The organism is Paenibacillus sp. Aloe-11, assembly GCF_000245715.1.
GTDB classification, from domain to species: Bacteria; Bacillota; Bacilli; order Paenibacillales; family Paenibacillaceae; genus Paenibacillus; species Paenibacillus kribbensis.
Map to the genome: position 1 here is coordinate 741,558 of NZ_JH601050.1, position 20,051 is coordinate 761,608.

Annotated in this window: 17 protein-coding genes; 10 read left to right on the plus strand and 7 right to left on the minus strand. The window is 47.2% G+C overall.

Annotated elements, in window-relative coordinates; all coding sequences use genetic code 11:
- A partial coding sequence (locus tag WG8_RS28250) for a TIM-barrel domain-containing protein (protein ID WP_007429924.1) occupies positions 1 to 783 on the plus strand: 783 nt, incomplete at its 5' end.
- Positions 784 to 941: 158 nt separating this feature from the next.
- Here WG8_RS28250 and WG8_RS09475 read toward each other — a convergent pair.
- The gene (locus WG8_RS09475; RefSeq protein ID WP_007429925.1) at positions 942 to 1,907 is read right to left on the minus strand and encodes a serine hydrolase domain-containing protein; all 966 of its coding nucleotides are present in this window, start codon (positions 1,905 to 1,907) and stop codon (positions 942 to 944) included.
- Positions 1,908 to 2,065: 158 nt separating this feature from the next.
- Between WG8_RS09475 and WG8_RS09480 the strand changes: the two genes are divergently transcribed.
- Together WG8_RS09480 and WG8_RS09485 are read left to right on the plus strand one after the other, a co-directional pair.
- Positions 2,066 to 3,781, plus strand: coding sequence for a methyl-accepting chemotaxis protein (locus tag WG8_RS09480; RefSeq protein WP_007429926.1), 1,716 nt, complete (start codon positions 2,066 to 2,068; stop codon positions 3,779 to 3,781).
- 90 nt (positions 3,782 to 3,871) lie between these two features.
- On the plus strand, positions 3,872 to 5,182 hold the full coding sequence (locus WG8_RS09485) for an MFS transporter (RefSeq protein WP_007429927.1): 1,311 nt from the start codon (positions 3,872 to 3,874) through the stop codon (positions 5,180 to 5,182).
- A gap of 68 nt (positions 5,183 to 5,250) precedes the next feature.
- Here WG8_RS09485 and WG8_RS09490 read toward each other — a convergent pair whose 3' ends face one another.
- The 3 genes from WG8_RS09490 to fsa form a co-directional block, all read right to left on the minus strand.
- Positions 5,251 to 6,450, minus strand: a complete 1,200-nt coding sequence (locus WG8_RS09490) for an MFS transporter (protein ID WP_007429928.1) — start codon at positions 6,448 to 6,450, stop codon at positions 5,251 to 5,253.
- 1 nt (position 6,451) lies between these two features.
- On the minus strand, positions 6,452 to 6,895 hold the full coding sequence (locus WG8_RS09495; RefSeq protein ID WP_007429929.1) for a MarR family winged helix-turn-helix transcriptional regulator: 444 nt from the start codon (positions 6,893 to 6,895) through the stop codon (positions 6,452 to 6,454).
- 231 nt (positions 6,896 to 7,126) lie between these two features.
- A complete protein-coding gene (gene fsa / locus WG8_RS09500) occupies positions 7,127 to 7,774 on the minus strand; it encodes a fructose-6-phosphate aldolase (protein ID WP_007429930.1) in 648 nt (215 codons plus the stop codon).
- A gap of 185 nt (positions 7,775 to 7,959) precedes the next feature.
- On the opposite strand from fsa, the gene WG8_RS09505 reads away from it, so the two are divergent.
- Positions 7,960 to 8,670, plus strand: coding sequence for a CBS domain-containing protein (locus tag WG8_RS09505; RefSeq protein ID WP_052310857.1), 711 nt, complete (start codon positions 7,960 to 7,962; stop codon positions 8,668 to 8,670).
- A 19-nt stretch (positions 8,671 to 8,689) separates the two neighbouring features.
- Positions 8,690 to 9,310, plus strand: coding sequence for a TraX family protein (locus WG8_RS09510; protein WP_007429932.1), 621 nt, complete (start codon positions 8,690 to 8,692; stop codon positions 9,308 to 9,310).
- Positions 9,311 to 9,421: 111 nt separating this feature from the next.
- Here the strand turns inward: WG8_RS09510 and WG8_RS09515 are convergent, their stop codons facing one another.
- From WG8_RS09515 to WG8_RS09525, 3 genes are all read right to left on the minus strand, one after another.
- Positions 9,422 to 10,420 carry a polysaccharide deacetylase family protein gene (locus WG8_RS09515; protein WP_007429933.1) on the minus strand — a complete coding sequence of 333 codons (999 nt, stop codon included), beginning with the start codon at positions 10,418 to 10,420 and terminating at the stop codon, positions 9,422 to 9,424.
- Positions 10,421 to 10,538: 118 nt separating this feature from the next.
- Entirely contained in the window at positions 10,539 to 14,234 is a 3,696-nt protein-coding gene (locus tag WG8_RS09520) for a non-ribosomal peptide synthetase family protein (RefSeq protein WP_007429934.1), read from the minus strand.
- Positions 14,235 to 14,375: 141 nt separating this feature from the next.
- Complete coding sequence (locus tag WG8_RS09525; protein ID WP_007429935.1) at positions 14,376 to 16,145, minus strand: methyl-accepting chemotaxis protein; 1,770 nt, start codon at positions 16,143 to 16,145, stop codon at positions 14,376 to 14,378.
- Between the two features lie 464 nt (positions 16,146 to 16,609).
- On the opposite strand from WG8_RS09525, the gene WG8_RS09530 reads away from it, so the two are divergent.
- The 5 genes from WG8_RS09530 to WG8_RS09550 form a co-directional block, all read left to right on the plus strand.
- Positions 16,610 to 17,080 (plus strand): GNAT family N-acetyltransferase, encoded by a 471-nt coding sequence (locus WG8_RS09530; protein WP_007429936.1) that lies wholly within the window; start codon positions 16,610 to 16,612, stop codon positions 17,078 to 17,080.
- Positions 17,081 to 17,129: 49 nt separating this feature from the next.
- A complete protein-coding gene (rpiA, locus tag WG8_RS09535; RefSeq protein ID WP_043890945.1) occupies positions 17,130 to 17,798 on the plus strand; it encodes a ribose-5-phosphate isomerase RpiA in 669 nt (222 codons plus the stop codon).
- Positions 17,798 to 18,259, plus strand: coding sequence for a VanZ family protein (locus WG8_RS09540; protein ID WP_007429938.1), 462 nt, complete (start codon positions 17,798 to 17,800; stop codon positions 18,257 to 18,259). The genes rpiA and WG8_RS09540 overlap by 1 nt, the downstream gene beginning before the upstream one ends.
- A gap of 157 nt (positions 18,260 to 18,416) precedes the next feature.
- Positions 18,417 to 18,866, plus strand: coding sequence for a MarR family winged helix-turn-helix transcriptional regulator (locus WG8_RS09545; RefSeq protein ID WP_007429939.1), 450 nt, complete (start codon positions 18,417 to 18,419; stop codon positions 18,864 to 18,866).
- A 365-nt stretch (positions 18,867 to 19,231) separates the two neighbouring features.
- A partial coding sequence (locus WG8_RS09550) for an MFS transporter (RefSeq protein WP_007429940.1) occupies positions 19,232 to 20,051 on the plus strand: 820 nt, incomplete at its 3' end.

Consider the following 20,051-nt stretch of genomic DNA (forward strand, 5'->3'; position numbering starts at 1 on the left):
CTAACGGCTGCGCCGGACGTGTACAAACGATGGGTACAGTTTGGACTTTTGTCCTCCCATAGCCGTCTGCACGGGAATGAGTCGTACCGCGTGCCTTGGCTGTTCGATGAAGAATCGGTAGATGTAGTGCGCAGCTTTACCAAACTCAAATGCTCGCTGATGCCGTACCTGTACTCGTCGGCTGTAGAATCCTCGGAAAAGGGACTGCCGATGATGCGGGCTATGGTACTGGAGTTCCCGCAGGACCCAACCTGTGCAACGCTGGATCTGCAATACATGCTGGGAGATTCTATCCTGGTGGCACCAATTTTTAATAAAGTAGGGGACGTACAGTATTACGTACCAGAGGGTCAGTGGACCAACTTATTGACGAATGAAAGCGTAACAGGTGGGCGCTGGGTCAACGAGCATCACGATTTTACAACCCTGCCTGTACTTGTGAAGCCGAATACGCTGCTCGCGATCGGTCATGAGGACAGTCGCCCGGATTATGATTACGCGGAGCATGTGTCACTCCATTTGTTTGAGCTCGGTGAAGGCCAGCAGGCTCGGACCGTTATCGTGAATACGTCAGGTCAGGAAGAACTTACGGTTACTGCCAGCCGCAAGGGTTCGACCATTACGGTAAAGGCAGAGGGTGCTGTTAAGCCTTGGTCGTTAGTTCTACGTGGAATCCACGGGGCTGTTCAAGTGGAAGGCGGCAGCAGCCGAACGGAGAAGCAAGGGGTAATCATTACACCCGCCTCCAGCGGACAGCAGGAGCTTATCATTCACTTGGGCTAGGTAAAAGCGCTCGTTCGCCGGTAAAAATGGCATAGTATCATTTGCATAGTATGGCGAGTGAATCGCAGAAAAGGGTTTGCCTGATTAAACGGGCAGACCCTTTTTTGCACTTGTGTTGTCTAATTAGGGGGATTTCAACTTTGATTTTGATGTACCGTCTATGTTTGCTGGAGCAGCAGCGGTACAATATACTGCCGGAAAATATCCACAGGTGTTCGTTTCTTTTTGAATTTATCGGCGGTAACGACAACTACCATATCATATGACGGGACGACAACGATATATTGACCACCAAAGCCGAGTGCGTAATAATATTCCGTTTCAGTGCTTTTTGCTGTCTTGTCTAAACCTGTATCATCCAAAAAGGAAGAGGTCCACCAATGCCAGCCGTAAAATGCTTTTTGTGGTTTGACGGCCGGAAGGAACGGACGAGTGGAGTAACGGACCGTCTCCTTTTGGATGAGCTGGCGTCCGTCCCAGCCTCCTTCGTTCAGATAAAGCCGTCCGAATTTGAGCATGTCCATCGGCTTGAGACGTAGCCCGAAGCCTCCAGTATGAGTGCCTTGAGGGTCGGTTTCCCAATAATAGCTTTCGATACCGAGTGGTTGGAATAATTGCTGCTCGGCGAATTCGGCTACTGTTTGTCCGGAAGCATGACGCAGTATGGTGGCCAAAAGCTGGGAACAGCCAGAACTGTACTCCATTCGTGTACCCGGTGGATCTGATAATGGCTGCGAAAGTACAAATTGTACCCAATCAGACGTTTTGCTCATGGTCGGAAAAGAATTTTGTCCGCCAAATTCCGTCCAGTTAAAGCCTGCTGACATCGTTAGCAGATGCTCAATCGTAATTTCACGCTTTTGAGGGTCGCTGTCTTCAGCCAGTCTCGGGAAAAATTCGAGGATCGGCGTATCCGATTGGGGTACGATTTGCTGGTCGATGGCGATACTGACTAATGCCGACAATACGCTTTTAGTACAGGAATTTATTTTATAGAGCTCGTTTGTGATTGCAGGCTCACGATAGTATTCCAATATCATCTTCCCCTGTTGCTCAACCAGGCAACTACGGGTTTCCAACTCGTGAAGCTCGTGAATAAGCGAAGTAAGCTCCAAACTTTTCATACAGGCCCTCCTTGAGGCTTATGGCATACAAAAACATAGTATATCATTTTAAACATTTAAATCCGACAAATAAAAGCCTGAGAACTTCAAAAATACGCTAAATTAAACGATATATAATAGGTTGACATTTTATTCAGACATAACTGGGGGATCGATTTATGAATTTAACAATTAAGGCCAAAATGATTCTTAGCGCGCTGCTAATTCCAGGTGTGATTGCGGCCATGCTGCTGACAAATTACATCTTAAGCGTACATAGCGAGAACGAGTACAAGGATATTTTGAACCGTGAGGAGACGATTGCGTATAACTCAAAGTCGCTTCAATTTTTGCTGAACGGGATATCCAATGATGAACGGGGATATTTGCTGACTCGGGACGAGCAGTATGGACGAGAGATCGACAACAAACAGAGTGAAATTGTAAAGCTGCTGCAGCAGACCGAGGCTTTGCTGGGTACAGGCAGTGCGGATATGAAGAAAAAGATGGCTGATCTCAAGACAGGGATCAATGGCTATATGAACCAGGTTCATAGCTTAATGAACACAGCGGGGTATCGGAGTACAAGAAACACGTTCCCGCCGTTTTCCGATTTGCTGGGTGATTTTGAAAATGAACGGGTTCTGCGCAAGCAGCTTGATGTTAAGATGTTAGCATTCGTCAAGGCTCAAGATGACATGGTGACCGTGAAAGTGCAACAGGCACATCAAACGATGACGAATACAACCTTGATCACGAGCATTGTAGGACTTCTTATTATTATTTACAGTATTGCTCAATCTATTATTTTGATTCGTTCCATTCGTCCGTTACACCATATGAACGAGCAGTTGTTGGAAATGTCAAAAGGCGGAGGAGATTTGCGCGGCCGACTTGATATTATGTCCAAAGACGAGATCGGTATGATTGCCAGCTCTTACAATAAGCTGATCGAGGGATTTCGCAATATTATAGTGGATGCCCAGGATACGGCGCGTACATTATCCGTCACCGCTGAGCGGGTTAGCGTAAATACCGGGGAAATGAACCAGGCCAATCGTCATACTTCCGGGATCATGGAAGAGCTTGCGTCTGGTATGGAGCATCAGGTCGATGATATTGCACGAACCACAGATACCGTGAAGGAGCTTGCCCATGAACTGGAGCATATTGCAGTGACAAGCCAGCAGGTGTACGAGTTGTCTGATACGGTTACTAAAGAAGCGGCAGCGGGGGAACAATCGATAGGTCAGGCCATGCGTCAAATGGTAAAAGTCAGCGAAAGTGTAGACAGCTCTGCACAAGCTGTACGTTTGCTCAGTGAACAGGCCGAGCAGATTGGAATGATCGGCTCCGTCATTACCGGAATTGCCAAGCAGACAGGAATGCTTGCGCTTAACGCGTCCATTGAAGCGGCAAGAGCGGGAGAGCAGGGCAAAGGCTTTGCTGTGGTAGCCTCAGAGGTAAGAAGATTGGCCGAGCAGGTAACGGTCTCGGCAGCGGAAATCACACATTTTGTGCAAAATATTCAGGATCATGTCGGGAATGTGTCATCAAGTATGGAGGCCGGGACCGTTGAAGTGCAGTCCGGTGTAAAGGTCATGCAATCCGCTGAAACAGCATTTCGTCAGATTGGAAGCTCCATTCACCAGGTCAGCGAACAGATTCACGGTGTAAATCGGTCTGTGGAGCAGATGTCGGGCAGCTCAGAACGGATGGTAGAAGCCGTAGAACGTATTCGCGAGGTTGCGGAGCGGTCGGCAGGGGGAACGCAGAGCGTCAGCGCAGCGGCTGAGGAGCAGCAGGCTTCCATGGAGGAAATTGCATCATCCATTCACACGCTGGCGGATATGTCGCAGCTCCTGAATGCAAGGGTCGGAGGATTTAAGGTATAGCCGCATAAATCTACACCTATGTAAACACAATAATACCTGTTCCAAGAATGTGTACAGCTGTGTTATTACTTGTACAAAGGTGGTAACGGGATGCAACAAAATAAAGGAATCCTGCTTGCATTAGGTTCCATCCCGCTGATGATGACGCTGGGTAATTCGATGCTGATTCCTGTATTACCGGAAATTGGACGAAAGCTGCATGTAAATTCTTTACGCATAAGCATGCTGATTACGGTGTATGCGGTGGTGGCTATTTTGCTGATTCCGATTGCAGGCTATCTTTCTGACCGATTTGGACGCAAAGCGGTGATCGTTCCCTGCTTGATGCTGACGGTCATAGGAGCGGGAATTTCTGCAGCGGGAGCATGGCTGCTTCAAGATATGGCAGCGTATTGGACCATTATAGGAGGTCGCCTGCTTCAGGGCGCGGGAGCGGCAGGAGCTTTTCCAATCGTCATTCCGCTTGTGGGTGATCTGTACGAGGACGAGAATGAGGCCAGCAAGAACCTGGGTGTGGTTGAGACCTATAATACATTTGGAAAAGTGTTAAGTCCGATACTCGGTGCCGCATTGGGAGCAGTTCTGTGGTTTTTGCCACTGGCGGTGATTCCGGTCCTCTGTCTGATTTCGCTTATTTTAGTGCTTTGGCTGATCCATGTGCCCAAGCGTAAGAATCAACCGATTACGTTTCGGGAGTTTGCTGGAAAAGTAAAGCAGGTGCTTGCCGAAAAAGGACGCTGGCTATATGCTATTTTTGCCATGGGCGGTATTTGTATGTTCGTCATTTTTGGCGTCTTATTCTACCTATCCGACATACTGGAAAGCCGTTATCACCTTCATGGAGTCTGGAAGGGCTTTGTGCTGGCCATCCCGCTGATTTCCCTTTGTCTGTGCTCTTATTTGGGAGGCAAGATCATTGGCAAGCATAAGAAGCGCATGAAATGGATTGGCTTGAGCGGTTTGGCGATATTGACGATTAGCTTTGGTATTCTCGGATTTTTTGAAAATATCTACGTGGTGATCGGATTGTTTACTCTAGGGGGCGGGGGAATTGGGCTGGCACTGCCTTGTTTGGATGCCTTAATTACAAAGGGGATTGAAAAAGAGGAGCGCGGAACCATTACTGCCTTGTACAGCAGCATGCGCTTTGTCGGGGTGTCGTTAGGTCCACCGGTTGTATCCTTACTGCAGGGGCGCAGTGGACATGGTCTGCTCTTTGGCGTAATGGCCGGAGTGGGAGGGGTGGCCGCTCTGTTAATGCTGTTTGCAGTCAAACCGGAGCAGGATGAAACGGCAGATGACGCATCCGTTAATCGTATGAAAACGACCGAAGGGTCAACAGGAGTGATGCGAGATAAGCCGCTTTCTTCCAAGCTAAGACGCAAAACTCCTGCTAAATAAAAGCACATATATTTCTAAATAAAAAAGCACCCGAAACCATAAAGCATGGCAACGGATGCTTTTTTTCATTACCCCTCAAGAGGCACTTGCGTTTGAGATTTGCGGCTTGCGATGATCTGCATGACATAGATCAGCAGGAACAGCACAATAAACAGCGAGGAAAGACGATACATCCACGCATAATCACTTGCTTTGGCGATAATGCCGAGGATAAGCGCTCCGGCTGCAATTCCGAAATCAAGAGAATTGAGAAACATACCGTTTGCCATGCCTCTCTGCTTGGGAGATACGACCTGAATCATCCAGGTTTGCAGGGTTGGTTGCATGATGCCGTAACCGATACCGTAGCAAAATGCAGACACATACATGAGGGCGTCACTGTGTGCGTAGGAAAGCAGGATCAGACCGCCCATCAGAAACAATGATCCGGGAATAAGCAGTGCTTTTGCCCCTTTTTTATCATAAATACGACCCGAGAAGGGACGCACAATCAGTACGGCTATCGCATTAAACAGAAAAAAGTAGGCAGGGTGCGAAAGATGGGCTTCATCCCCGTAAAGCGCCATAAAGCTGATTAATCCGCCATAGGTAATCGACATCAGCATATTCAGCAAGGCAGGAATCCATAATTTGCGGTTCAATGCTGGTTTTCGTCCCTCTTCCAAAGGAACCATCGGCGGCTCGATATGCCCTTTGGGCAATGTACGAACCAGCCAGTAAGCCAGTGGAAAAATAACAACAATCACGGCTGATGTCGTAAATACAAGCAGGTTAAAGCTGCCGTTTTGCAGCATGGATATGCCTATGGTCGGTCCAATGGACATGGCTAAGCTGGTGGACAAACTGAAAAATCCCATCCCTTCGCCAAGTCGTTTGGACGGGATCACTTCAGTGGCCATCGTTGGAAAGGCAGTGCTGCTCATGCCAAAGCCAATCCCAAACAGCATTCGCATGAGCAGCAGCACTGCAATCGTTGGTGAAACACTGTATCCCAGCGTTCCTATGAGAGCAAACAGCAGTCCGATGAAAATCAGGGCGCTGCGATGTCCTTTTTCCAGCATACGTGCAGAAAAAAGCCTTGCTACAATTGCGCTTAATGCGAACAACGTCGTCACAAGACTAACCTGAACGGAAGTGGCATGGAATGCATTTTTCACATAGGAAGGAATGGAAGATACGATCATCTGTAATTCCAGAAATAAAAATAGATTGGAAACCGTTAGAACGATAAATTCCTTGGTCCAAAGAGGTTGCTTGCCTTGTTGCATATTAATCGTTCTCTCCTTGTTGCTCTGATTCGCTTATGTTGGCGTGAATTTGTAAAAGCGTTTGGCGGAATTGCTGTAGCTCGTCAGAAGAAAGTCCCTTTACAAAATCGAGGTTGACATCACGTTCGACAGGAAGTGTCTTCTCAACAAGCTGTCGGCCTGCCTCAGTCAAATGAAGCAAATAAGCTCGGCGATCCTGGGGACTATTCACACGTCGCACCCAGCCCTTCTTGTCGAGCAAATCAATAATTCGAGTCGTGGTAGGCTGATCCTTTACCGCCTTGGCTGCAATTTCCTTCTGATTTAAACCCTCGGCCTGGTAGATTTGGTACAGAACCAACCATTGCTCTGGGGAAATATCATAAGGTTTAAGGGAAAGTGAGAGCTGCTGACTCATTTTACGATGGGTAATCCCCAGCAGCATGCCAATAGGTAAGTCATTCATAAGCTACCCCTTTCTGTTTTTTTCCTATATAAATTATTCCGAAATCAATTAATTGTTTAAACAATTATATGTAAAACAAATTGTTTTGTCAAAAAAATTTGTGTAAGGAGGGAAGTGATGAATGTTGCCAATGCAGCTACCTTGAGGGAGGGAGAGGGGAAATGAGCAAAAAACAGCCCGCAGTATACGGGCTGTTCGTGTAACGCAATATAGTTTGCCATCCATGGCGAATTAAGCCTTAGGTACGGTTTCCCAGTCCTTCAGGAAGCGTTCAATACCGCTGTCTGTCAGTGGGTGTTTCCACAGGGAAGGAAGCAAGGAGCCTGGAATGGTGGCGATATGCGCGCCAGCCAGAGCAGCATCTTCCACATGCCTGATGTTACGGATCGAAGCCGCGATGATTTCGGATTTCAGATCATGGAAATCCAAAATTTGTCTCAGATCACGAATCAGCTTCATACCGTCAACAGCAATATCGTCCAGACGGCCTACGAATGGGCTGATAAAAGTAGCGCCAGCTTTGGCAGCCATCAGACCTTGAGCTGCGGAGAAAATCAGTGTTACATTCGTTTTGATTCCGTTCTTGGTCAGCTCGTTACAAGCGTACAAGCCATCTTCGGTCATAGGCAGCTTGATAACGACGTTAGGTGCCCATTTCGCAATGTCATAAGCTTCCTTGAGCATATCTTCAGCCTTCAGGCCAATAACCTCAGCGCTTACAGGGCCTTCGACGATACTGCAAATCTCCTGAATGACTTCCTTGAACACTCGGCCTTCCTTGGCGATCAGCGAAGGGTTCGTTGTTACACCATCAACCAGACCCAAACGTTCAATACGTTTGATTTCTTCAATGTTACCAGTATCCAAGAAAAATTTCATTTGATTTCCTCCTCAGGGTTTTATCATACATAATACATATCAAGCACGATGTGCATGAACATATTTAAATGTAGCTTATTGCACACGTTAAACTTATAATTAGTATGTATTACATGTTTAATTGTGACACATTTTAAATTTGAAAACAAGCGCTACATGATTAAAATTTGATGAATTGTCGGAAAATGCTGAAATTTGCCGATCTATGCTCATCTATAATGTATACTACCCTATTTTATAAGGAGGTAATCATGATTCAACTGTCCGAAAGGCAGCGTGAAATCGTTGATATTGTCCAGCGCCTGGCGCCTGTTACGGGGGACAAAATTGCCGAAGAGCTGGGGCTGACACGACCGACGCTCCGGTCTGATTTGGCTTTGCTCGTGATGCTCGGGCTGGTGGATGCCAAGCCCAAGGTAGGGTACTTGCCAGGGCGTTACCCAAAATATGATAGCCATGTCGGCAGTATGCTGAAAAAGCTGACTGTGGCTGATATACTTAGTGAACCGATCTTGATATCCGGCGATGCTACCGCCTATGATGCCGTGTTGATGCTATTTCAGCAAAATACAGGCACGCTAATGGTTACAGGGGAGGAGCAGGAGTTCATTGGCATTGTTACCCGCAAGGATTTGCTGAAGGTCATGCTGGGGCATACCGATCTTCACACTGTTCCCGTGACTATGGCTATGACGCGACGGGCACAGATGACAACGCTGCTTCCGGGGGATTCTTTGCTGGACGCCATATCGAGGCTGGTGCGTCATCAGGTCAATTGCCTTCCGGTTCTGGACGAGCAATATGCCTACCCAACTCAAATTAAGGGCCTGGTGGGACGGGTTACAAAAACGGACATCATGAACGCCATTTTGAGCCTGACGGAGGAAAGGACATAAAACAATAAGGGGGCCTTATATGTACTGGTTGGCCATGCTGACGATGCTGATTGACCATGTCGGACTTGTGTTTTTCCCGGCAGATCCGGCTTGGAGAATTGCTGGCAGGCTTGCTTTTCCCATTTATGCGTACGCGCTGTATTTGGGGTATGCCCGGACAAGAGATATGCGAAGCTACATGCTCCGTCTACTTGGGCTCGCCCTGATTTCCCAATTACCCTATATGCTGGCATTTGATGTGTACAGGCCGAATGTAGTCTGGACGCTGTTGGCTTCATTGCTGGCGCTGGCTGCTGCGTCCCGCTTGAAGCATTGGGCTGCAATTACGTGCCTGTATGTCCTGACAGCTCTGATCATGGAGCTTAGCATGATGGATTACGGAGCCTATGGGCTGCTGCTTGTCCTTATATATAGATATACACGTTCATATATGATGGTTGCTGCCCATTTTGCTTTGAACGTGGTGTATGATCTGGTGCACCATGCGAATATCCAGCATTTTAGTCTGCTGTCCAGCATTCTGATTGCCTGTTTTGCAGCCGGAGAGAGCGGATTTTATAGTCGGGTTCCGCGTTGGCTGTGGCGCAGCTTTTACCCGGTGCATTTGGCTGTTATTGCGGCGATTCGCATTTGGCCCTAATTTTTATCTCATCAATCCAAAAGAACCTTTAAACCAGAGCATAGGGACGGGAATGACCCTACACATGGTTTAAAGGTTCTTTTTGATCTTGAAATGAGCTAGACAACGGTTTTATGATACCTTGTTGGGACCTTGGGCAAAAGGCAATGGCCGAAGGGGAGCACCCTCCTTCATATACTGCACCAAGACTTCCGGAATGTTGTGTATTCCGCCTGCATTGACGCGGTAGCCATTCGTTTGTCCCGGTGAATTAATGCCACGTTTCACCGTGAACGTGACGTCTATGCCCAGGGAACGGCAAATCTTTAGCGTTTCTTCAGTATATCCGCCATAAGGAAAAGCAAGTACCTTCTGATCATTGTGCAGATGCTTGAACAGCTTCTTATCAGCCGTATCCAGATCGGTGTAAACTCGCTGTTTAAACTCATCCTCGGTTTCCATCCGCCCCAGCTTTTTCGAATACATCGGACCCATCAATAGGGGCTTCTGCTTGGTACGTGCTGTATTAGAGTATCCATACGCATGCTGGTCATTGGTATGATTATAAAAATCAATCCCCTCGGCATGCATTTGCTGAATTTGATCCCATGTCAGCTTTCGAATACCAATGTGCTTGGGATTGCTGATTGTGGATGTGATGAGAAAATTGGTTGCCGGTACGCGGTATGCTTTTAACACGGGAAAGGTGTCCGTATAAAAGGATTCATAGCCGTCGTCGAATGTCATGAGTACCGCATTATCGGGAACCTTGGCTTTATGTAAAATAAAGTTCGTATATTCTTTCATCGTAATCCAGCGGAAGCCGTTCGCTTTCATTTCGTCCAATTGCTTCGTAAAATTACTGAGCTTCAGTGCACCGGGATCAGGCGGGGACTTGGTCACCTCATGATACATCAGGACAATGACTTTGTTCTGGTAATATACTTTATCCGGTGTAGGCGTCAGCGAGAAAAGATGGCGTACCAGTCGATCCGCATTAGCCGTGCGTGTACGGTGAGTCCCTTTAACTGCAGGCGTATGATAAATGGCACGTGCTTCATACACCAAAATTCCTAAAACAGCGATCAAGCTCATAATCAGTAGTGCTCTTTTAAATATAGTGCGTTTCATTTGAATGACATCCCCCGCATGCAAAAAATTCTGAGTATTGAGGTTTAATACTAAAGATGAAACTAGCAAAATCTAGTCTATCATACCTAATACACGCGGGGGAAATATCACAACTTTGTTACCTCTGTGTTGCTTTTGCGGATACCGATGATGAAGCCGGGAAATAACCGATCTCGACGGCATGTTGGATCATGTTTCGAATAAAATTCAGATCGGTTACCGGGCATTGGACGCCAGCCTGCTCCAGCAGAGACGTGGTTACAGTGCATCCGTACCGATAAGCAGAATCCTTGGCTCCGTCGCCTTCAAGCTGCCCCATAGCGAGGTGGAGTGCATCCTCCTGAATACCGGAAGACGGATTCAGCAGCCAAGCACTGTAATCGTCAAAAGGCAGGGTTTCCACAGCATAGCCCAGCTTGTTTACCATAGCAATCAGCTCGTCATACGGAAGCGGGTTCGGATTGCAGATATGGAAAATGCGGTTCGCGCTTTTTTGATGAACGGACAGCTCTACGATCGCGCGGCTAGCATAATCAATCGGCGTGAAGTCTGTATGCCAATCGGCCTGCGGCGCCTTGCCCAGCAGCAGCATCGCTTTGATCATACGATAGTAGGCGTTGCTGTCGATATTGCGCTGGAAGCGTCCGTTCGCCGAGTGGGCCGTCAAATTACCTGCACGATAGATGGAGACAGGCGTACCTGCTTGAGCCGCTTGGAACAACAGCTTTTCTGCCGCCAGTTTACTGTTCGTGTACAGGTTGTCCACGCTCAGATCATCCGTGAAGGAAGACAGATCCAATACGGATTCCCATTTTCCCTCGTTTGCCAGATCCTCCGGTATGCCCATCGTTGAGACATGATGGAAGGATACTCCCGGCTTCGCTTGAGCGATTTTCAGCAGCTCCAGCGTCCCGGTCACATTCGTACGATCAAAGGCTGCTGAATCACCAAAATGGCGGACGTCAGCGGCGCTGTGAATGATGCCTTCGATTAGATGCTCCAGCATATGGCGGTCTACGGAAGAGAGGCCAAGGTCTGCCTGCTCCAGATCTCCATATACGGGTTGGACTCGTCCCTCGATCAAGTCAGAGATACCAGGTCCGAAATATCCTGTCATGACAGATTGAATACGCTCGATACCGGATGGACCGTCCTGGGAAGGGCGTACCATCGCGTATACTTGGGCTTCTGTCCGTTGAAGCAGGTCATACAAAATGTGTGAACCAAGATAGCCTGTAGCTCCGGTCAACAAAATAACACGCATGTCGCGCACTTCAGCGATATCCGAATTGCTGGACAGCTCGATCGGATGCTCATTCAGGTCTGTTTTTTCTTGAGGAACCGTCACTGCTTTGCGTGGTGGCGCTTGTTCTGTGCCTAATTGCTCCACGTATTCTGCAAGCTCACGAATGGTTTTATAGCGGAAAAAATCTCCGATACGCAGTGCGCCATAACGCGGCTTCAGAATAGCCAGTACATGAATGACACGAAGCGAATCGCCTCCGATCAGGAAAAAATCATCGGTTGCGCCAATATTGTTTTTGCCAAGCACTTGTGCCCATGCTTCCGCAATGAGCGTTTCGGTCCCTTCCCGGACAGGCTCTCCGCCAAATGAAAGGTCAGGTACTTCGGGAAGCGGGAGCAGGGCCAGCTTTTTCCGGTCAATCTTGCCAGTCGGTGAAATCGGCATGGCTTCCAGATGCACGACATGGCTCGGTACAAAATAGGAGGGCAGCTTGCTCCCGATATAAGACTGAATCACGTCCTGCGGGATGGATTGTCCGTCTGAAGTGGTGAAATAGCCCACCAGCATATTTTGATCCGTATGATCCTTGACGGCTACGACCGCCACGTCCTGAACGCCCGGATGTTTGGAGAAGTGGTCCTCAATCTCCCCAATTTCGATCCGGTTTCCCCGAATTTTGAGCTGCGAATCCTTCCGGCTTACGTATTCAATCGTGCCGTCTGGCAGCAGCTTGGCGATATCACCCGAGCGGTACATTTTTTCACCCGGAACAAAAGGGTTGTCCACGAACGATTGGGCTGTACGCTCCGGCTGATGGAGGTAGCCATGGGCCAACGCAGGAGTAGCAATGCACACTTCACCTGGAATATTGACAGGGCACAGCTTGTTATCCTCGTTGACGATGTAGACTTTGTAATTGTAGATAGGTTTGCCGATCGGAATGTTAACGACATGCTCAGGCACAGCACCACGAACACGGTGGGTCGTCGTCGCCACGGTGCACTCGGTCGGTCCATATACGTTGACAATGTCTGTATCTGTACCGAATTTGCGCTGGAACGCTCGAACCTGTGAGCCGTACAGCGCTTCGCCTGCCACGGTAACAATCCGTACTTTGGCGAGTTTGCGATAGCCTTCGTCTGATAAGTACGTAGACAGCTGATTAAAGAATACAGTTGGCAAAATGGTAATAATCGTCGTACCGGTACGTGCGATGGCTTCTGCGAATTCTTCAACAGATACACGTTCTTCGGAAGACAGCAGGTACAGCTTTGCACCGTAGAACAAGGCTCCAATCGTATCCCAAACAGATGCATCAAAGCTATAGGTCGCGAATTGGGTCAATACATCCTGAGATGTGATATCGCAATCGCGTTGCACAACAGCCCCCAGGTTAACGACCCCGCGGTGAGCGATCAAGGCACCTTTCGGTTTGCCTGTCGAGCCGGATGTATAGATAACATATGCGAGATCATCCGGACCTACGTTAATGTTCGGATTGCTTGCGGCATAGCCTGCCAGGGGTCCGTTAATGGCTAGAATTTCTTTTACTGTCTCAATGGAACCGCACAGTTCAGTCGCTTGCTCCATCAGTGCGGAAGTCGTTAGGACAAAGGGAGAACGCGTATCCTCGACGATGTAGCTACTCCGGTCAGCGGGGTGGGCTGGATCGACAGGTACGTACACACCACCGGCTTTCAGGATACCGAGCAGGGAAATAACGGTCTCCAGGCTTCGTTCCATGAAGATGGTCACGAATTCGCCTTTGGCAAGACCCTTGGATAGCAACACACGTGCGACCTGATTAGCACGTTCGTTCAGCTCACGGTACGTATACTCTCCGGCGTGGGAAGCAATAGCCGGACGATCAGGATATTGTGAAGCCGCCTCCTCAAACATTCCGTGAATGGTTTGATGCTCAGGATACTCAACAACTGTATTATTTAAAGCTTCATGAGCAGCCCGATCGGCATCAGACAATATATCAATTGAATTCACAAGGGCATGACTGCTGGTCAGTGCGCCACGCAGAAGGGCTTCGAAATATTCCACATACCGGACAATCGTTGTTTCCAGAAGGAGTGAATCATCATACCGTATCTGTATTTGATAAGAGTCGCTGTTTTCGCTGACAGCCCAGTCCATAATACGGGATTCTGCACCGCCGTCTGTAGGCAGATTTGCCGAGAATGACGTATCGGCTTGCGGTTCTGCCAGGTAAGCGTCAGACTTACAAAGCATTTTCTGAAACAAGCCTGTCAGTTCGTGGAAGGTCGTTTCCTTTTCGATCGTCAGTGAGGCTGTAAGCAGACCCGATTGAGGCACAAAAGTAGAAAAAGAAACTTCTTCTTCTGCGGACAGACGGTATACCCATGCAGTATACGCTGATAATAGCAACGCGTGTTTGACTTCCGCTGCTGTTTGCTGGCTCAGCAGCTCAGCGATGGACGGTTCTAGCTCTACTCGATAAGTAGAGTATGTATGCTTGCGTTGTATACGTGCAAAATCCAAGGGAACCAGGAACGGGGACGGCGCTGTTTGTGAACTGTTTTGTAGTATTGAAGCCATTACGCTTACCTCCTGAATGTTTGATATCTTCATATATGGATAAAGCCAGAAATGCCTCCCATCCCTTCAAATGCATGAACAGGAGGGAGGCATTACTGAGCGACTTGTTTATGAAAAACATTGGAGTCGATAGAATGATTGTTATGATTTGGTACGGTTGGTGTCCTTAATTTTAAAATAAGAAGTAATTTCTTGGAGCTCTTCAGACATAGACGACAATTTATAGGACGAATCTATGATGGAGTCCAGAGAAGCTTTTTGTTCATCAACCGTTTGTGCAATATGAATGCTGTTGTCAGCTGTTTTGCTTACGGTGGAGGAGAGGTCGTCTGCCGTTGCTGTCATTTCTTGTGTACCCGCAGAAATTTCCTCTGTTGCACTGGATACTTCCTGAATTTGCAATGCTACATTTTTAGTTGCTTGCAAAATGTCACTGAACAGCTCGCCGGCTTGCCCAGCTACAACGATCCCATTCTGAACTTCAACGTTACCTTTCTCCATGGAAATTACGGCTTGTCCGATCTCACTTTGGATTTCTTCTATTAGGGTTGTAATTTGTTTGGTTGCTTCCGCTGATTGTTCTGCTAACTTGCGAACCTCACTGGCAACGACGGCAAAGCCTTTGCCTTCTTCACCGACACGCGCTGCTTCAATAGAAGCATTCAAGGCAAGCAGATTCGTCTGGCTGGAAATGCCTGAAATCGTACCGATAATGTTACCAATTTCTTGCGAACGGTTATCAAGCAGCTTGATGATGCGGGATGTATTGGTAACAGAGTCTGTAATTAAATGCATTTGTGAAGAAACCTTGCCTATAATTTCGTTACCTTCGTTAGAGCGCTTCTCGACCGAATTTGCTTCTTCTGCAACAGTAGTAGAGCTGGCTGCGATATTTTGGATGACCGAAGCCATTTCAGACATGGCTCGTGCACTATCCCCCGTTGCTTTTTCTTGTGCGCGGATGTTATTCGTAATTTCATTGATATTCTGATTTATAATGTTTGAATTAACACCGTTTTGTTCGCAGATTGCGAGTAGTTCCTTCGCCGATTCATTGACTTCATCCGTTGTCTGCTTCACTTTGGTCATGATGCTGTTAATATGGCTTACCATGTCATTAAAGTTCTGATTCACGAGTCCCAAATCATCCTGGCCTGCATGAATTTGAACATCCAGGTTTCCTTGGCTTACTTCACTGATACCGTACATGAGTTGCTTAATCGGCGTCAACGTACGTCTTACAACCCAATATTGAAGCGCCAGACAGATCAGCAGGAAAATGACCAAAATGGTAGCACCGCTAATGAGCAGCTTGGTCAATCCGGCAGGTACAGCACTGGCATCTGCATCGACAGCAAAATATGCAAAGATTTTGCCACTTGGATCTTTAATCGGAGTCATCAAAGTGGTCCATGTACCAAAAGAGTCATCGTAGAAGCTGGTGAAGGTTGGTTTGCCGCTGTCCAGCATATCGGCTACGCCTACCACCACAACGTTAGGCTGTTGGTACATAGCGCCAACACCCATTTTATCTTTTTCAAATGATTCTCTCAGATCGGTCGGCATCGCAACAATGGATGTCTGATCGCCGCCTTCCAGTTCCGTCCCGAAAATATAGGCATGAGCGATATTCGGATTCGTTGCCATAATATTATCCAGGTAGGCACGAAGTTTGGCTTGAACGGGTCCGTCATAATTCTTTTCTTGAACGGCTTGGGATACTTCATCCGCCTTAATGCCTTGGGCCCACTTCAATGTGATTTTCTCTACTTGCCCGTGCAGTTGGTCTATCAAAATCGTACGCTGGATCAGATAGCTGGACACGATGAGGACTAGCCCGATCAATACGATGTTGAAGAATGATAATAATAAGTTCTTGGTGAAGAATGATAAGCTACTCCACTTTTTCAAAATGCTCACTCCCTGGTTGTATTTTTGTATATGGTGTTGAACCGCTTATCTAATGAGATAATCAAGTTCCCCTTACAAACGGAATAATGGAGTTAATAGACCCTTGATTTTTATGTATTAGGTCTTTAGTCCTTCTAAGAACAAGTATGTATCCCTATATATATGTCGTACAAAAAGCCCATGAAATGAATACCTTATAATATAAAAAAATAAATTTTAATAGGTAAACGCTGTGTGTGTTTCAGTATTTTCCAATTTATACTTCAACTTGAAAATCGAATTCAGTTCAGTACATAAGTGACTATTCAACAGAAACTATCATACTTTATAATAGAGTTAATTGCACTGTCAATTTGGTACATTTTTCATAGCAGGCGTCCTAAATGCCCGATTTGTCGCGTTTTTTGTGAATTGTTTGCAATATGAGTCAATATAACTATATATAGAGAAGAGGGAGGAGAAGAATGTCCAAGCTTACGATTGTAAAGGTTAAGAGTGACCATGCGGATCTGCATGAATTAATTCAAAAGCTGGATGAGGACTTGCTGAAAAGGTATCCTGCCGACGAAATTTATTTGGTTGATTTTTCCAATCCAAAAGTGAAGGAAATGATTTTCGCTGTTGTGTACATGGATGCAAGACCTGTTGCTTGTGGAGGACTTAGACCTATAGTTGCAGAAGAGATGGAGCTTAAAAGATTTTATGTCGATCCCTCTTATCGCAGGCAAGGAATTGCTGTCAGTCTGTTATCCTTTTTGGAGGATGAGGCTCGAAAGCGGGGAACCTTAAGGATTAAGCTGGAGACCGGCGCGGCTCAACCTGAAGCGATTGCTCTTTATACGAAGCAGGATTACGAGCCGATTGAACGATTCGGCGAGTATGAACACGATGTCAACAGTCTTTGTTATGGTAAAAAGCTGCATCTGTCTTTATAAAACGTTTTCATATACAATGAATAGTGAATCAATACTAGCCTATATGAGCATGAATTTAAAGCAAAAAGCGGCTGAAAAAGCAGTAGAGGCGATCCAGGATGGCATGAAAGTAGGACTTGGTACAGGCTCGACAGCTTATTGGGCCATTCAAAAAATCGGTGAGCGTGTAGCGCAAGGATTACATATACAGGCTGTAGCTACATCCCAAGCCTCGGAGGATTTGGCCAGAGAACTGGGAATTCCCATCATTCCGTTTGATCAGATTGGAAGGCTCGACGTTACCATTGATGGGGCAGACGAAGTGAATGAGCAACTGGTGCTGGTGAAGGGCGGGGGCGGAGCTCTATTGAGAGAAAAAATTGTGGAAAGCAACAGCGACCGATTAATCATTATTGTGGATGAGTCCAAGGATGTAAAGGTGCTAGGTACATTTCCTCTGCCTGTTGAAGTCGTACCTTTTGCCAGTGAATGGACGTTGGAGGCTTTGCGGCAGACAGGCTGCCAAGCGGAATGGCGTATCCAGGACGGAGAGCGCTACCTGACGGATAACGGTAATTATATTGCCGATTGCCGCTATGGAACGATTGAGAACCCGCAAGAGCTGGAAATCCGCTTGAATCAAATCCCGGGGGTCGTCGAAAACGGATTGTTCATTAATATGGCGGATCAGGTCATTATCGCACGAGCCAATGGACAGATCGACATCCGTAACAAGTAATGGCGGGTACCCGGCTGCTTCGTAATGTGGCATTTGTGCTATTCATTTTATATACAGCGCTTCTGCTATACTGGATGTTTCTCGGGTTTGGGCGTACCCTGCGACCGGGACCTCCGTATTCGTACAATATCGTTCCGTTTGATACAATTAGACAATATTGGCGGGCGATGCAGTCGTTCCCTTTTCGGGTATGGGGTGTTAATTTGCTTGGTAATATTGGCGTATTCATTCCCTTCGGCGTTCTTTTGCCGATTATTTGGGTGTCCATGCGCAGGATAGTGCGCAGGATAGGCAGGCTGCTGTTAACGGTGGTGGCCGTGCTGGTCGTTCTTGAAGCGTCCCAAATGCTGCTTGGCGCAGGTACAATGGATGTGGACGATATCATCCTGAATGTTGTGGGTGTATGTTGTGGCCGCGCTGGCTATGTGCTTTTACGAAAAAGGATAGGGATCGCATCATAAAAGTCCTGCTCCGCGTACCAGTGCCACATGACTGGTGGGGAGTGGGCTTTTTTTACATAATGAATTGTAATGATAGTAGAGATAAACGCTTAAACTTGACAAAAGTTTGCAATTAAGATATCTTTGAATAAAGATATGACTAACGGAGGCTGTTACTATGTCTGTAAAACCAGATGATCAGGACTTGGCGCTTAACTTGTTTGTTGTGCTGGCCCGTGCTTATAATTCGGTCACGTCCCGCACAAATCGCGATATTCATAGCCATGGATTGAATACAACAGAATTTGGTGTACTTGATCTGTTATATTATCGTGGACCGCAGCCCTTGCAAAAAATCGGAGAAAAGGTTCTCATCTCCAGTGGGAATATAACGTATGTCGTGGATAAACTCCAGAAAAAAAACTTGCTCACCCGGCGTGCATCACAAGATGATCGACGTGTAATTTATGCAGAATTGACCGATGAAGGACGCCATTTCTTTGAGCAAATATTTCCACAGCATCATCGTGTTATTATGGAGACGGTGGATGGTCTGTCTGTGGAAGAGAAGGAACAGGCCATTCATTTGCTAAAAAAGCTTGGACTGACCGCTGAGAGACAGAGATAAGGGACAAAGCTGAGAGAGAAAAGTAACGACTAATAACAAGCTGTACACGTTCAGACTCAGGTTAAGTATGCTATGCTTTTAGATAAAATACCGTATTTCCGGTATTTTATTTTTTTGTCGCATTTTGGGGAGACAGGGTTAATGTAGAGACGCAAATCAGGTATAATTATGTAATAGTCACGCCCGGATGTATTCCCCAGCTCCTGCGCTCCAGTCTGTCTATCAGGCAACGTGTGTAGAACTGGAACGATTTATCGGCCAGAACTGAGATCATTCCTCCTTATTGGACTTGTACACAACGCTTCTATGTGGTGTGCAAGTTTTTTTAAGGAGTCGGGACAGAGAAGGGGGCACAAGAGACATACATGAAAGAACAGCTACGTTCGATTCACCCACTGGCCTGGACGATTATTGCAGGTACTATTTTTGGTCGAATGGCGACATCGATGAGTATTCCGTTTTTGTCCATTTATTTGACCACTCGTTTGGGGGTATCTCCCTTTCATACGGGAGTGATCGTATCGGTCAGTTCGCTGGTCGGTATTTTTGCCAGTTTTTACGGTGGATATATTTCGGATCGCATCGGACGGCGTAAAGTCATGCTGGTGTCCATTGCCAGTTGGGCGCTTGTGTTCGTTGCTTTTGCGTTGGCTGAAGCGGCTTGGGCCTTTTTTGTCATTAATGCCCTAAACGGACTGTGCAGATCCTTGTTCGAGCCAACCTCGCGAGCACTGTTATCAGATGTGACCCCCAAGGAAAAAAGGCTGCTTATCTACAATATGAGGTATGCGGCCATTAATGTAGGTGTGGTGGCAGGACCGCTGCTCGGTTTGCTGCTGGGCTCTGCATCCACGGGGGCGCCATTTATGGTAGCTGCTGGTGTGTACGCCTTGTATGGGGTGTTGCTGTTGATTCAATTTGCCCGGTATGCCTCCGATCTGCATGTAGGAACCACGACCGGAGAAGCTCCGTTGCGGATGAGGGAGGCGTTCCGGACAGCCAGCCGTGATCCGATATTTATGCCGATTTTGCTGGGAACCGTATTTTGCGTGATGGGCTATGCTCATTCCAATTCCACGATGCCTCAATTTTTATCGTTATCCTTCGCGGAAGGAACCCGGTGGTTTACATACATGCTTACGGCCAACGCGATGTGCGTATTGGCTTTCCAGTATCCGCTGGTGC